This is a genomic window from Bradyrhizobium sp. AZCC 2262, assembly GCF_036924535.1.
Classification (GTDB): Bacteria; Pseudomonadota; Alphaproteobacteria; order Rhizobiales; family Xanthobacteraceae; genus Bradyrhizobium.
On sequence record NZ_JAZHRT010000001.1, the window covers coordinates 9463407 to 9475967 of the forward strand.

At 64.4% G+C, this 12561-nt stretch carries 13 protein-coding genes; 9 read left to right on the top strand and 4 right to left on the bottom strand.

Translation table 11 applies throughout. The annotated features are described in order from the left end of the window. The 8 genes from V1283_RS44450 to V1283_RS44485 all read left to right on the top strand — a co-directional run bounded on the left by V1283_RS44450 (nucleotide 1) and on the right by V1283_RS44485 (nucleotide 8481). Nucleotides 1-501, top strand: a complete 501-nt coding sequence (locus tag V1283_RS44450; protein ID WP_334392896.1) for a (2Fe-2S)-binding protein — start codon at nucleotides 1-3, stop codon at nucleotides 499-501. After that, nucleotides 498-2918 (top strand): aerobic carbon-monoxide dehydrogenase large subunit, encoded by a 2421-nt coding sequence (locus V1283_RS44455; protein WP_334392897.1) that lies wholly within the window; start codon nucleotides 498-500, stop codon nucleotides 2916-2918. Before V1283_RS44450 ends, V1283_RS44455 begins: the two co-directional genes overlap by 4 nt. A gap of 108 nt (nucleotides 2919-3026) precedes the next feature. Further along, complete coding sequence (locus tag V1283_RS44460; RefSeq protein ID WP_334392898.1) at nucleotides 3027-3899, top strand: AAA family ATPase; 873 nt, start codon at nucleotides 3027-3029, stop codon at nucleotides 3897-3899. Further along, nucleotides 3896-5098 carry a vWA domain-containing protein gene (locus tag V1283_RS44465; protein WP_334392899.1) on the top strand — a complete coding sequence of 401 codons (1203 nt, stop codon included), beginning with the start codon at nucleotides 3896-3898 and terminating at the stop codon, nucleotides 5096-5098. The genes V1283_RS44460 and V1283_RS44465 overlap by 4 nt, the downstream gene beginning before the upstream one ends. A gap of 12 nt (nucleotides 5099-5110) precedes the next feature. Continuing rightward, nucleotides 5111-5944 carry an XdhC family protein gene (locus tag V1283_RS44470; RefSeq protein ID WP_334393401.1) on the top strand — a complete coding sequence of 278 codons (834 nt, stop codon included), beginning with the start codon at nucleotides 5111-5113 and terminating at the stop codon, nucleotides 5942-5944. Nucleotides 5945-5953: 9 nt separating this feature from the next. After that, nucleotides 5954-6460, top strand: coding sequence for an SRPBCC family protein (locus V1283_RS44475; RefSeq protein WP_334392900.1), 507 nt, complete (start codon nucleotides 5954-5956; stop codon nucleotides 6458-6460). 154 nt (nucleotides 6461-6614) lie between these two features. Beyond that, the gene (locus V1283_RS44480) at nucleotides 6615-7589 is read left to right on the top strand and encodes a Bug family tripartite tricarboxylate transporter substrate binding protein (RefSeq protein ID WP_334392901.1); all 975 of its coding nucleotides are present in this window, start codon (nucleotides 6615-6617) and stop codon (nucleotides 7587-7589) included. Nucleotides 7590-7671: 82 nt separating this feature from the next. Next, entirely contained in the window at nucleotides 7672-8481 is an 810-nt protein-coding gene (locus V1283_RS44485; protein ID WP_334392902.1) for an SDR family NAD(P)-dependent oxidoreductase, read from the top strand. Nucleotides 8482-8591: 110 nt separating this feature from the next. Here V1283_RS44485 and V1283_RS44490 read toward each other — a convergent pair whose 3' ends face one another. Beyond that, on the bottom strand, nucleotides 8592-9545 hold the full coding sequence (locus V1283_RS44490; protein ID WP_334392903.1) for a ribose-phosphate pyrophosphokinase: 954 nt from the start codon (nucleotides 9543-9545) through the stop codon (nucleotides 8592-8594). Nucleotides 9546-9715: 170 nt separating this feature from the next. Further along, nucleotides 9716-10339, bottom strand: coding sequence for a hypothetical protein (locus V1283_RS44495; RefSeq protein ID WP_334392904.1), 624 nt, complete (start codon nucleotides 10337-10339; stop codon nucleotides 9716-9718). 133 nt (nucleotides 10340-10472) lie between these two features. Between V1283_RS44495 and V1283_RS44500 the strand changes: the two genes are divergently transcribed. Then, nucleotides 10473-11474 carry an NADP-dependent oxidoreductase gene (locus V1283_RS44500; protein ID WP_334392905.1) on the top strand — a complete coding sequence of 334 codons (1002 nt, stop codon included), beginning with the start codon at nucleotides 10473-10475 and terminating at the stop codon, nucleotides 11472-11474. Here V1283_RS44500 and pgeF read toward each other — a convergent pair whose 3' ends face one another. Then, entirely contained in the window at nucleotides 11475-12242 is a 768-nt protein-coding gene (gene pgeF, locus V1283_RS44505; RefSeq protein ID WP_334392906.1) for a peptidoglycan editing factor PgeF, read from the bottom strand. It abuts the gene before it with no gap. Next, nucleotides 12239-12561: SAM-dependent methyltransferase (locus tag V1283_RS44510; protein WP_334392907.1), on the bottom strand; the 323-nt coding region annotated here is incomplete at its 5' end. The genes pgeF and V1283_RS44510, both read right to left, overlap by 4 nt.

The following is a 12561-nucleotide window of genomic DNA, read 5'->3' on the forward strand; positions in this document are numbered from 1 at the left end:
ATGGCAAAGACTCACATCACCATGAAGGTGAACGGCGCCGAGGTCGAAGGCCTCGCCGAACCGCGCACGCTGCTGGTGCATTTCATCCGCGAAAACCTGGCGATGACCGGCACCCATATCGGCTGCGAAACCACCCATTGCGGCGCCTGCACCGTCGATATCGACGGCATGTCGGTGAAGTCATGCACCATGTTCGCGGTGCAGGCTAACGGCTCGGACATCGTAACGATCGAAGGCATGGCCAATGCAGATGGCTCGCTGTCGGCGCTGCAGGAAGGTTTTCGGATGATGCACGGGCTGCAATGCGGCTTCTGCACGCCCGGCATGATCATGCGCGCACACCGCCTGCTCAAGGAGAATCCATCACCGACGGAATCGGAAATCCGCATGGGCATCTCCGGCAACATCTGTCGCTGCACCGGCTATCAGAACATCGTCAAGGCGATCCAATACGCCGCCGCCAAGATCAATGGCGTTGAATTCAAGGAGGCTGCGGAATGAACGACATGACTCCCACGCGGGAACAACGCGAAGCCAAGCTGGAAGGCATGGGCTGCAAGCGCAAGCGGGTCGAAGACATCCGCTTCACCCAAGGCAAGGGCAATTACGTCGACGACCTGAAACTGCCGGGCATGCTGCACGGCGATTTTGTCAGATCGCCGCATGCGCACGCGCGCGTCAAGAAGATCGACGACACTGAGGCGCTGAAAGTGCCGGGCGTGCTCGCTGTGATCACCGCTGAGACGCTGAAGACCGTCAACCTCGCCTGGATGCCGACGCTCGCCGGCGACGTGCAGATGGTGCTGGCCGACGGTAAGGTGCTGTTCCAGAATCAGGAAGTCGCTTTCGTCGTCGCCACCGACCGCTATGCGGCCGACGACGGCATCAACAAGGTCGTGGTCGAATACGAGCCGCTGCCGGTCGTGATTGACCCGTTCAAGGCCATGGACGCCGACGCCCCGGTGCTGCGCGAAGACCTCGCCGGCAAGGCCACGGGCGCGCATGGTCCGCGCAAGCATCACAATCACATCTTCGAGTGGACCGTCGGCGACAGGGATCTGACGGATGCCGCCTTCCGCAAGGCTGAGGTGACGATCAAGGAGATGATCTCCTACCATCGCACCCATCCGTCGCCTCTGGAGACCTGCCAGTGTGTCTGTTCGTTCGACAAGATCAAAGGTGAGCTGTCGATCTGGGGCACCTTCCAGGCGCCGCATGTGATCCGCACCGTCGTGGCGCTGATTGCGAAAATTCCCGAACACAAGATCCACGTGATCTCGCCCGACATCGGCGGCGGTTTTGGCAACAAGGTCGGCGCCTATCCCGGCTACATCTGCGCGGCGGTGGCTTCCATCGTCACCGGCAAACCGGTGAAATGGGTCGAGGACCGCATCGAGAACCTGACGGCGACCTCGTTCGCACGCGACTATCATATGACGACCGAGATTGCCTCCACGAAGGAGGGCAAGGTGACCGGTCTGCGCGTGCATGTGCTCGCCGATCACGGCGCGTTCGATGCCTGCGCCGACCCGTCGAAATGGCCGGCCGGCTTCTTCAACATCGTCACGGGATCGTATGACTTCCCGACCGCGCATCTTGCAGTCGACGGCATCTACACCAACAAGGCGCCGGGCGGCGTCGCCTATCGCTGTTCGTTCCGCGTCACCGAGGCGGCGTACTGTATCGAGCGGGCGATGGATATTCTGGCGCAGAAGCTCGGCATGGATCCGGCGGAGTTGCGGCTGAAGAATTTCATCAAGCCGGAGCAGTTCCCGTATCACTCGGCGCTCGGCTGGGAATACGATTCGGGCGACTACCACACCGCCATGCGCAAGATGATGGAGACGGTCGACTATGCCGGTCTGCGCAAGGAGCAGGCCGAACAACGCGCGGCATTCAAGCGCGGCGAGACCCGGGAGATCATGGGGCTCGGCGTGTCGTTCTTCACTGAAATCGTCGGCGCCGGGCCGTCGAAGAATTGCGACATTCTCGGCATCGCGATGTTCGACTCCTGCGAAATCCGCCTGCACCCGACGGGGGCTGGCATTGCGCGGGTCGGCTCCAAGAGCCAGGGTCAGGGTCACGAGACCACCTGGGCGCAGATCATCGCGACCGAAATCGGCATTCCCGCCGACGACATCATGGTCGAGGAGGGCAATACCGACACCGCGCCTTACGGGCTCGGCACCTACGGTTCGCGCTCGACACCGGTCGCGGGCGCCGCGATTGCCATGGCCGCGCGAAAGATCAAAGCCAAGGCGCAGATGATCGCGGCCTACAAGCTCGAGGTCCACGAAGACGACCTCGAATGGGATATCGACGGCTTCCGCGTCAAGGGCCTGCCGGAGAAGACGATGTCGATGAAGGACATCTGCTGGGCGGCCTACAATTCGGTGCCGCCGGGCATGGAGCCGGGACTCGAGGCGGTCAGCTATTACGATCCGCCCAACATGACCTATCCGTTCGGTGCCTATATCTGCGTGATGAACATCGACGTCGATACCGGGGTCTACAAGGTCAGGCGCTTCTATGCGCTCGACGATTGCGGCACCCGTATCAACCCGATGATCATCGAGGGTCAGGTGCATGGCGGCCTCACCGAAGCCTTCGCAATCGCAATGGGCCAGGAAATCCGCTACGATGCCGACGGTAACGTCGTCACCGGCTCGTTCATGGATTTCTTCATGCCGACCGCGGTCGAAACCCCGCATTGGGAAACCGACTTCACCGTCACGCCGTCGCCGCATCACCCGATCGGCGCCAAGGGTGTCGGCGAGAGCCCGAATGTCGGCGGCGTGCCGGCGTTCTCCAACGCGGTCAACGACGCCTTCTCGTTCCTGGGGAGCACCCACATCCAGATGCCGCATGATTACTGGCGTAACTGGAAGGCGGCGAAGGATCTCGGAGCGGTGGCATAGTGTTGCTGGAACGTTCGTCATTCCGGGGCGATGCGAAGCATCGAACCCGGAATCTCGAGATTCCGGGTTCGCCTCTTCGAGGCGCCCCGGAATGACGGGGACTGAGGAATGAAAAATCGTGACGAGATCGCACAAGCATTGGCTGCCTCCGGCTATATCGCCGACGGCGAACTCGCGACTGCAATCTCGCTAATGCAATTGCTGCGGCGCCCGCTGCTGCTGGAAGGCGAAGCGGGCGTCGGCAAGACCGAAGTGGCGAAAGCGCTGGCATCCGTGCACGCGACCGAGCTGATCCGGCTGCAATGCTACGAGGGGCTCGATCAATCGGCCGCGCTGTATGAGTGGAACTACCAGCGCCAATTGTTGTCGATCCAGGCACATCGCGGCGATAATCCCGATGATGTCGAACACCAGATCTTTTCGGAAAAGTACCTGCTGGAGCGGCCGTTACTGGCAGCGATCCGCCGCGACAAGCCGCCGGTGCTGCTGATCGACGAGATCGACCGCGCCGACGACGAGTTCGAGGCGTTCCTGCTCGAACTGCTATCCGACTTCCAGGTCTCCATTCCCGAGCTCGGCACCATCACGGCCACCACGATCCCGCATGTGGTGTTGACCTCGAACGGCACCCGCGAGCTCTCCGATGCGCTGCGTCGCCGCTGCCTCTATCACTATGTCGACTATCCCGATGCCGACCGCGAGGCGCGCATCATCATGGCGCGGATCGATGGCGCCAGCGCGTCGCTGTCGCTGCAGATCGCGCGCATGGTCGAGGGCATCCGAAAAGAGGAGCTGCGCAAGGTGCCGGGCGTCGCGGAGACGCTGGACTGGGCGGCGGCGTTGGTCGGCCTCGATGTCCGTGATCTCCACGACGCGCCCGAAACGGTCCACGAGACCCTGATGTGCCTGCTCAAGACGCACGAAGACAAGTCGCGGGTCACGCGCGAAGTCAGCGAACGCCTGTTGGGGAAGGTCGCATGAGCTGCTGCGGCACCAGTCCCGGTTACGAAGAACTCGACGAGGTCTCGCGCCTTGTATCGTCAAGGCTCGCCGCGTTTCTCAAAACCCTGCGCGACAGCGGATTCGCTGTTGGTCTTGCCGAAGGCCAGGATGCGGCGGAACTGATGACGGCCGGCTACGCGGCCAAACCTGGGCTGCTGCGTTCGGCGTTCAAGCATCTGTTCTCGGCGCGGAAATCCGACTGGGAGAAATTCGACGGCATCTTTGACGCGTTCTGGCTCGGCAGGCGCGTGCGGTCGCGGTCGATGACCACGGGCTCGTCGAAGGCTGCGAACAATCCGTCACTTAAGACTCTGGCTGACGGCCAGCGCTCCGGGGGCGAGACGGCGATGGATCAGGTTCCATCCACCGGCGATGGCGGCGCCGATCGCGTCGGCGAAGGCCGCATGGAAGGGGCCTCGCGCGCTGACAATCTCGCCGAGGTGGACTTTCGTAAACTGGCCGATCCCGCGCAAATCGAGCAGGCGCATGAAGCGGCCGCGCGGCTCGCACGCGCCATGCGCACCCGGTTGACCCGGCGCGACCTGGCGCGCCGCCGCGGTTACCGGCTCGATCTGCGGCGCACCATCCACGGCAACATCAGCCATGGCGGCGTGCCGATCGACCTCGTCAGGCGCCAGCGCAAGACAAAGCCGCTGCGGCTCGTCATGCTGCTTGATGCCTCGGGTTCGATGAGCATGTACACGGGCGTCTTCCTGCGCTTCATCCATGGCGTACTCGACCAGTTTCGCGAGGCCGAGGCGTTCCTGTTCCACACAAGGCTGGCGCACGTCTCCGACGCAATGAAGGAAAAGGACGCCGCGCGGGCACTCGATCGTCTCTCGATCCTGGCGCAGGGCGCTGGCGGCGGCACCAGGATCGGCGAGAGCCTGCAGACCTTCAACCGCTGGCACGCGGCGCGCGTGATCCATTCGCGCACCGTCGTGATGATCGTGTCCGACGGCTACGAGACCGGTGACGCCGCCCTGCTCGGCCGCGAGATGGCGGCGCTCGGCCGCCGCTGCCGTCGCATCGTCTGGCTCAATCCGATGATGGCGTGGGAAGGCTACGCGCCAGAAGCCGCGGGCATCAAGGCGGCGCTGCCGCATGTCGATCTCTACGCGCCGGCCAATACGCTCTACAGCCTGACTGCGCTCGAACCTTATTTGGCGAAACTGTAAATGGCCCGACCGATGAGCGCGCATGTCGAAGTGATGGATCTGGTCGCGCAGATGAAATCCGCCGAGCAGCCATTCGTGCTGGCGACCGTCGTGCGCACGGTGTCGGTGACAGCCGCGAAAGCCGGCGCCAAGGCGATCATTCGTCCGGACGGCACCATCGTCGCCGGCTGGATCGGCGGTGGCTGCGCGCGCGGCGCGGTGCTCAAAGCCGCACGCGAGGCGCTGCTGGACGGAGAGCCGCGCATGGTGTCGGTGCAGCCCGAGAATCTCCTCGCCGAACTCGGCGTCAGGCCGGGCGATAATCGCGAGGGCATCCGCTTCGCCAGCAACATGTGCCCGAGCAAGGGCACCATGGATATCTTCGTCGAACCGGTGCTGCCGCATCCCTCGCTGGTGATCTTCGGCGCAAGCCCGGTCGCGATGTCGCTGGCTGCCCAGGCCCGCCAGCTCGGCTATCACGTCACGCTGGCTGCGCCGGCCGCCGATATCGCCGCCGAGCCCGATGCCCATGTCATCGTCGACGGCTTCGCGCCCCGCTACCTCAACGAAGCCCGGCGTTTCGTCGTCGTTTCGACCCAGGGCAAGGGCGATGAGGCCGCCTTGCGCGCGGCGCTCGCCATCAAGGCCGAGTATCACGCCTTCGTCGGCAGCCGCCGCAAGATGGCGGCGCTGCGCGAAAAGCTCGTGGCCGGCGGATCGGAGGCGGTGGCGATCGATCGCGTCAAGGCCCCGGCCGGGCTCGATCTCGGCGCCATCACGCCGGAGGAGATCGCGATGTCGATCCTCGCCGAAATCACCGTCGAGCGCCGGCGCGGCCAGCGCACGACCAATCCCGCAAGGAGTTAAGGACTGACCATGCAGATGAACGACAGCCAGCGCATTCCGGCGCCTAAGGAAAAGGTCTGGGCGGCGCTCAACGATCCCGACATTTTGAAACAATGCATCCCCGGCTGTCAGTCCCTCGACATGTCTTCACCCACCGAGATGACCGCAACCGTCGTCTTCAAGGTCGGGCCGGTGAAGGCGACATTTGGCGGCAAGGTGACGCTGTCCGATCTCGACCCGCCGAACAGCTACCGCATTTCGGGCGAGGGCTCCGGCGGCGTCGCCGGCTTTGCGAAAGGCGGCGCCGCGGTCCGCCTCGAAGCGGAAGGACCTGACGTGACGGTGCTTCATTACGAGGTCGACGCGCAGATCGGCGGCAAGCTGGCGCAACTCGGGTCACGGCTGATCGACTCCACTGCGAAGAAGCTCGCGGGCGAATTCTTTGCTTCGTTTGGACAAGTTGTTGGCGGAGCCGCAGCGGCCCCTGCGGAAGCGGCGCCCAAGGGCTGGTTGGGCAAGCTGACTGGCGCGGTCTAGTAACCTGCGCGTCCCTCGCATGACGCGGGATGCCGCGGCGCGCCACGCCCGCTACGGTCCTGATCTGTACCGGGCGCGACTGGCGTGTCAGACTTCCCTTCAAGTCCTGCAGCAAAGACCGGCCAAACGGGCATGCTGGACGATGGAGGGAACGATGAGGATCGTTGCGAACTTGTTCGCCGCGTTGCTTGTGCTGCTGACGGCGCAGGCGGGATCGGCGCAATCGAATTATCCGAACCGGCCGGTGAAAGTCCTGGTCGGCTTCACACCCGGCACGGCGCCGGACCTTGCAGCGCGCATTCTTGCCGACCGGTTTGCCGAAGTCTGGGGCACGCCGTTCGTGGTCGAGAACGTTCCGGGCGCCGGCAGCAACATCGCCACCGAGCGCGTCGCCAAGGCGGCCGCCGATGGCTACATGCTGTTGATGGGCGGCAACTCGGCGCTCGTCATCAATCCGAGCCTTTTTGAGCAGCTGCCGTTCGACCCGATCAAGGATTTTGCGCCGGTCTCGCAGGTGTTCATCGCCGCGAACGTGCTCGCCGTTCCGCCCGAAGTGCCGGTCAAGACCGTCGCGGAGCTGGTGGCGCTCGCCAAGGCGCAGCCCGGCGAGCTTTCCTATGGGCACGCCGGCGTGGGCACGTCGCAGCATCTCGGCGCCGAATTGTTCAAGTACATGGCGCATGTCGATATTGCGCCGGTGCCCTACCGCGGCACCACGGCGTTGATGCCGGACCTGCTCGCCAACCGCATCACCATGTCGTTCGCCAATATCGTGAACGTGCTGCCGCTGGCGCGCGAAGGGAAATTGCGCGCGCTGGCCATCACCTCGATCAAGCGCTCGGCGCTGGCGCCCGACCTGCAGACCATGGCGGAATCCGGATTCCCCGGCTTCGAGGCGGTGCCGTGGTTCGGCCTGCTCGCGCCGGCCGGCACGCCAAAGGATGTTCTGGAAAAACTGCACGGCGAGACCGTCAAGACGCTGGCGATGCCGGAGGTGCGCAGGAAGTTCGACGAACTTGGGCTCGAACCGGTCGGCAACACGCCAGCCGAGTTTGCGGCGATCATCAGGAAGGAAACGCCCGAGTGGGCCAAGGTGATCAAGGACGCCGGCATCAAGCTCGGCAACTGAAGCTCTCCCGAATCCTGCTTGGTCTGCCTGTGCTTTCAGCTATGCTGCCTGGCATCAGTTCACCAGCTAAGAGTGATCAAAAATGACAGGGCAGGATTCGTCGGATTGGCTCGGCCTGTCGGGCCGCGTTTGCGTGGTGACAGGCGGAGGCGGCGGCATCGGCCGCGCCACGGCGCTCAGTTTCGCCAAAGTCGGCGCCCGCGTCGCCGCGATCGATCTTGATGAGCGCGGTCTTGAAGTAACGCGCGCCGAACTCGGCAAGCTCGGCGCCGGCCATGTCGTCGCGCGCTGCGATACGTCTGATGTCGACAGCGTGACCACAGCGTCTGCGACGATCGAGAAATCGCTGGGGCCATGCGAGGTGCTGGTCAATACCGCCGCCGTGCTGCGTCCCGGTGCGCTCGACACGCTGTCGGTTGGCGAATGGAACGCCGTTCTGTCCGTCAACCTGACCGGCTACTTCGTCTGCGCGCAGGTTTTCGGGCGGCAGATGCGCAAGCTTGGCCGCGGCAGCCTGGTTCACGTGGCCTCGATCGCCGGCAGCAACGCGCAGGGGCAGAGCGGCGCCTACAGCGTCAGCAAGGCCGGGGTGATCATGCTGTCGCGGCAGCTTGCCAACGAATGGGGGCCGCACGGCATCCGCAGCAACGTCGTCAGCCCCGGCATGGTGATCACGCCGATGAGCCAGGCCTTTTACGATACGCCGGGGGTGACCGAGCGACGCTCGGCCGTGGTGCCGATGCGGCGGGTCGGCATGCCGCAGGACATGGCAGATGCGATCCTGTTCCTCGCCAGCGACCGCGCGGCTTACGTCAACGGCGACGAGATCATGGTCGACGGCGGCTATGCCAACATGCTGATGAATCTGGTACCGCGGCCGGGATTTGAGTGAGGCGGCCGTAGGCTGGGCAAAGCGAAGCGTGCCCACCATCTCTCCGCAAGTGTCATCGTGAATGGTGGGCGCGCTGACGCTTTGCCCACCCTACGAACTACGCAGTCGTCTCAGTCGAACAGGCTCGACACCGATTCTTCCGACGCGGTGCGGCTGATCGCTTCCGCGATCAGGGGCGCGATCGACAGCGTGCGGATGTTGGCGGCCTTGGTGACCGCCTCGGTCGGCAGGATGGAGTCGGTGATGACGAGTTCCTTCAGCCGCGAACCGGCAATGCGCGCCGCGGCGCCGCCCGACAGCACGCCATGGGAGATATAGGCGTAGACATCCTTGGCGCCATTGGCGAGCAGCGCGTCCGCTGCGTTCACCAGCGTGCCGCCGGAATCCACGATGTCATCGATCAGGATGCAGGTGTAACCGGCGCAGTCGCCGATCACGTTCATGACTTCGGACTCACCGGCGCGTTCGCGGCGCTTGTCGATGATGGCGAGCGGCGTGTTGATGCGCTTGGCAAGGCCGCGTGCGCGCATCACGCCGCCGACGTCGGGCGACACCACCATGACATTGGCGAGGTCGAAGCGCTCTTTGATGTCGCGCACCATGACCGGCGAGGCGTAGAGATTGTCGGTCGGGATGTCGAAGAAGCCCTGGATCTGGCCGGCGTGCAGGTCGAGCGTCATCACGCGGTCGACGCCGGCGCGGGTGATCAGATTGGCCACCAGCTTGGCCGAGATCGGAGACCGCGAACCGACCTTGCGGTCCTGCCGGGCGTAGCCGAAATAGGGGATGATAGCGGTGATGCGGCGCGCGGACGAGCGGCGCAGCGCATCGGTGATGATCAGCAATTCCATCAGATGGTCGTTGGCCGGAAACGAGGTCGACTGGATGATGAACGCGTCCGAGCCGCGCACATTCTCAAGCACCTCGACGAAGATTTCGTTGTCGGCAAAACGGCGGACGCTGGCCTTGGTTAGCGGCAGCTTCAGCCCTTCGGCGATGGCCTGGGCCAGCGCGGGATTGGAATTGCCGGCGACCAGCTTGATCGAGCCGTTCTTGGCCGCCATTGACGCTTCTCCTCGCGCCTTGCTGGATACGACGTTCAGCATATCGAGAAATCCTCGGAACCGGCGCTTTTGATGGGCGAGGAGATATCAGGCGGGTGGCTCGGCTGGCAACCCGTCGGCCCGGTTTTCCCGGTCAAAAAACGGCTAATACGTGACTTTTACGGGGTCGCCTATTGGGCGCTGAAGCCGAGCGCGGCGCCGCCGGCGGCATCCTGGGCGGGTATGGCAGTTTCCATGCTCGCCACCGCCGGGCCGCGGCTGGCCGGGGCCGTAGCGGGCGTCGCGTCCGGGGTTCCGTTAATCATACCCGACAAACCGCTAAGGCCGGCTTGCGCGATTTTCCGCAAGGTCAGGTCGTCGGCCGCCGCCCAGGCGTCGCGTCCGGCCTTGCCGGCCGCTTCCTCGCCGGAAAGCCGCAGCGCCCGCTGCTGGTTGTTGTCGTAGACGTCCCAGACCCAGGCGATCACGGTCTTGCCGCGCACCACCTGCGCCGAGAGATAGCTGCGCACGCGGTAGGAAGCCCCGCCCTCGCGCGAGACGATCGACAGATTTCGCAGCTTCGATTCGCTGTCGAGCACGCTGACCAGGCGGTCGAACACCTGTGGCGGCGGGCCGTCGACCGATTCGAAGGCCACGGTGGCGCCGCCACCAGCGCTCGGTGCCATCGCGTACGAGCCGCTGCCCGTTGCGCCGCCGCCGGCACAGCCGCCGAGCGCCGAGGCGACGAAAAGCAGCACTGCTGCGATCATGGCGCGCGGCGCTTGCAGGCACGAAGCTGGAAAGGTGTCGCTCATTGCTCCCTGCGATATCGTTAAAATGTGTTAAGGTCTAGGGCAGCGGATGCACGGGCCCGCCAAAAAGATTGCGTCGAGCTCGCCCCCGTTCACCTTGTTGTTGCCAGAATCCCCCAACTCCGCAGGATGATCCATGCGAGCCTTTGTTCTCGACGGCTATGGCGCGATTGCCGACCATGTCCGCCTGACGGAAATCGTGGATCCAGTCCCGGGCCCCGACGATGTCCTGATCGAAATCCATGCCGCCAGCCTCAATCCGATCGACTTCAAGATCGCGCATGGCGACCTGAAGCGCGTCTCGAAATATCAACTGCCGCGTCCGTTCGGGTTCGATGCCAGCGGCGTCGTGCTGTCGGCCGGCGCGCGTGCCAACCGGTTCAAGCCGGGCGACGCGGTCTATGTGCGCGCCTCACGCGAGACCATCGGCACGTTTGCCGAAAAGATCGCGCTCGGCGAAAATCTCGTCGCGCTGAAGCCGGCCTCAATTTCACACGCGGAAGCGGCTTCGCTGCCACTCGTCGGGCTGACCACGGTGCAGATGTTCGGGCGGGCCGGTGCGAAGTCCGGGCAGCGGATCCTGATCCATGCCGGCTCCGGCGGCGTCGGCACGTTTGCGGTTCAATACGCGAAGCATCTCGGACTTCACGTGACATCGACGACAAGTTCGAAAAATGCGGATTTCGTCGCTTCGCTCGGGGCCGACCGTATCATCGCCTACGACCGCGAGAACTACCTTCAGCAGGATGGCAATTACGATATCGTCTACGACACGCTCGGTGGCGCATTCACCGTCGATGCCTTCAAGGTGGTGAAGCGCGGCGGCGTGGTGATTTCGCTCAGCGGACCGCCGGATCGGGATTTCGCCCGGCGCGAAGGCGCCGGCTTGCTGGTAGGTATCGTCGTCTGGCTGATGGGACGGAAGGTTTACGCCGCCAGCGCGGCTGCCGGGGCGCGATACGAGTGGTCCTTCACGGAATCCAATGGTGACCAGTTGCGCGACATCGCCGCCTTGGTGGAAGGCGGCGCGATCAAGCCGGTGGTCGACCGCGAATTTGCCTTCGAGCAGTTGCCGGCCGCGCTCACCTATCTCGAAGCGGGGCGTGCGCGAGGCAAGGTGGTGTTGCGGGTGAAGTAACTACTCGCGCGCCAGCGCAATCGCGTGGACGTGGCGGCCGTAGTCGGGCTCTTTCCGGTGCACCGAGCGGCGGTAGCTGTAGAAGCGCTCGTCGGAATAGGTGTCGACGCCGATGTCGTCGATCATCAGCACGCCGGCATTTTCCAGCCGCATCCGGATGAAACCGGCGAGGTCGAACATCGAATGACCCGCGCGATTGGAGGGGATGAAGAACACGCCGTTCTCGGCGTCGGCATCCAGAAAGCGCTCGACGAATTCGCTGCCGACTTCATAGGAGTGCTGGCGGATCAGCGGGCCGATCGCGGCGACAATGCCGGAGCGGTCGGCGCCGAGTTTTTCCATGGCGTCGATGGTTGATTCCAGCACGCCGGTCAGCGCGCCCTTCCAGCCGGCATGGGCGGCGCCGATTACGCGCGCGCTCGCGTCAGCAAACAGGATCGGGCCGCAATCCGCGGCGGTGACGCCGATCGCGATGCCTTCGGTGCTTGTGACGAGCGCGTCGGCGCGCGGCTTGTCACCTTGCCATGGTCCGGTCGCCACCACGACGTCGGGTGAATGGATCTGGTGCGCACTGAGCAAGCGCTCCGGCGCAACGCCCATCTGTTCGGCCATCCGGCGGCGATTTTCCGCGACACAGGCCGGATCGTCGTTGGAGCCTAGTCCGCCGTTGAGGCTTTGGTAGATTCCGTTCGATATCCCGCCTTCGCGGGTGAAGAAGGCGTGGCGCAGCCCGGGAACGGCCGCGAGCAGCGACGATCCGAACGTCATGCTGTTTCGTCTCCAGGCGCGGGCGGTTCGTCGCTGAGACCCGCGACCGCGGTAATATTGGGTTCGGTGACCGCAAGCACCTTGAACATCGATCCCATGCCGCCGCGGCCGCTGTCGGTCAGGCGCTTTAGCGCGGCAGAGATATCGGCGGAAACTTCCGGTGTGGTTTTTCCCATCAGCGTAAGGGCGCGCGTCTCGATGCCGAGCCGCTTGAGGAAATCGCCCTGCGTCACCGGGCCATGAACGCGCGCGCCGACGTCTTCCGCCGCGCGCGCCAGCGCCTGGAAATCGACATGGGCGGTGACGTCGGCCTGGCCTG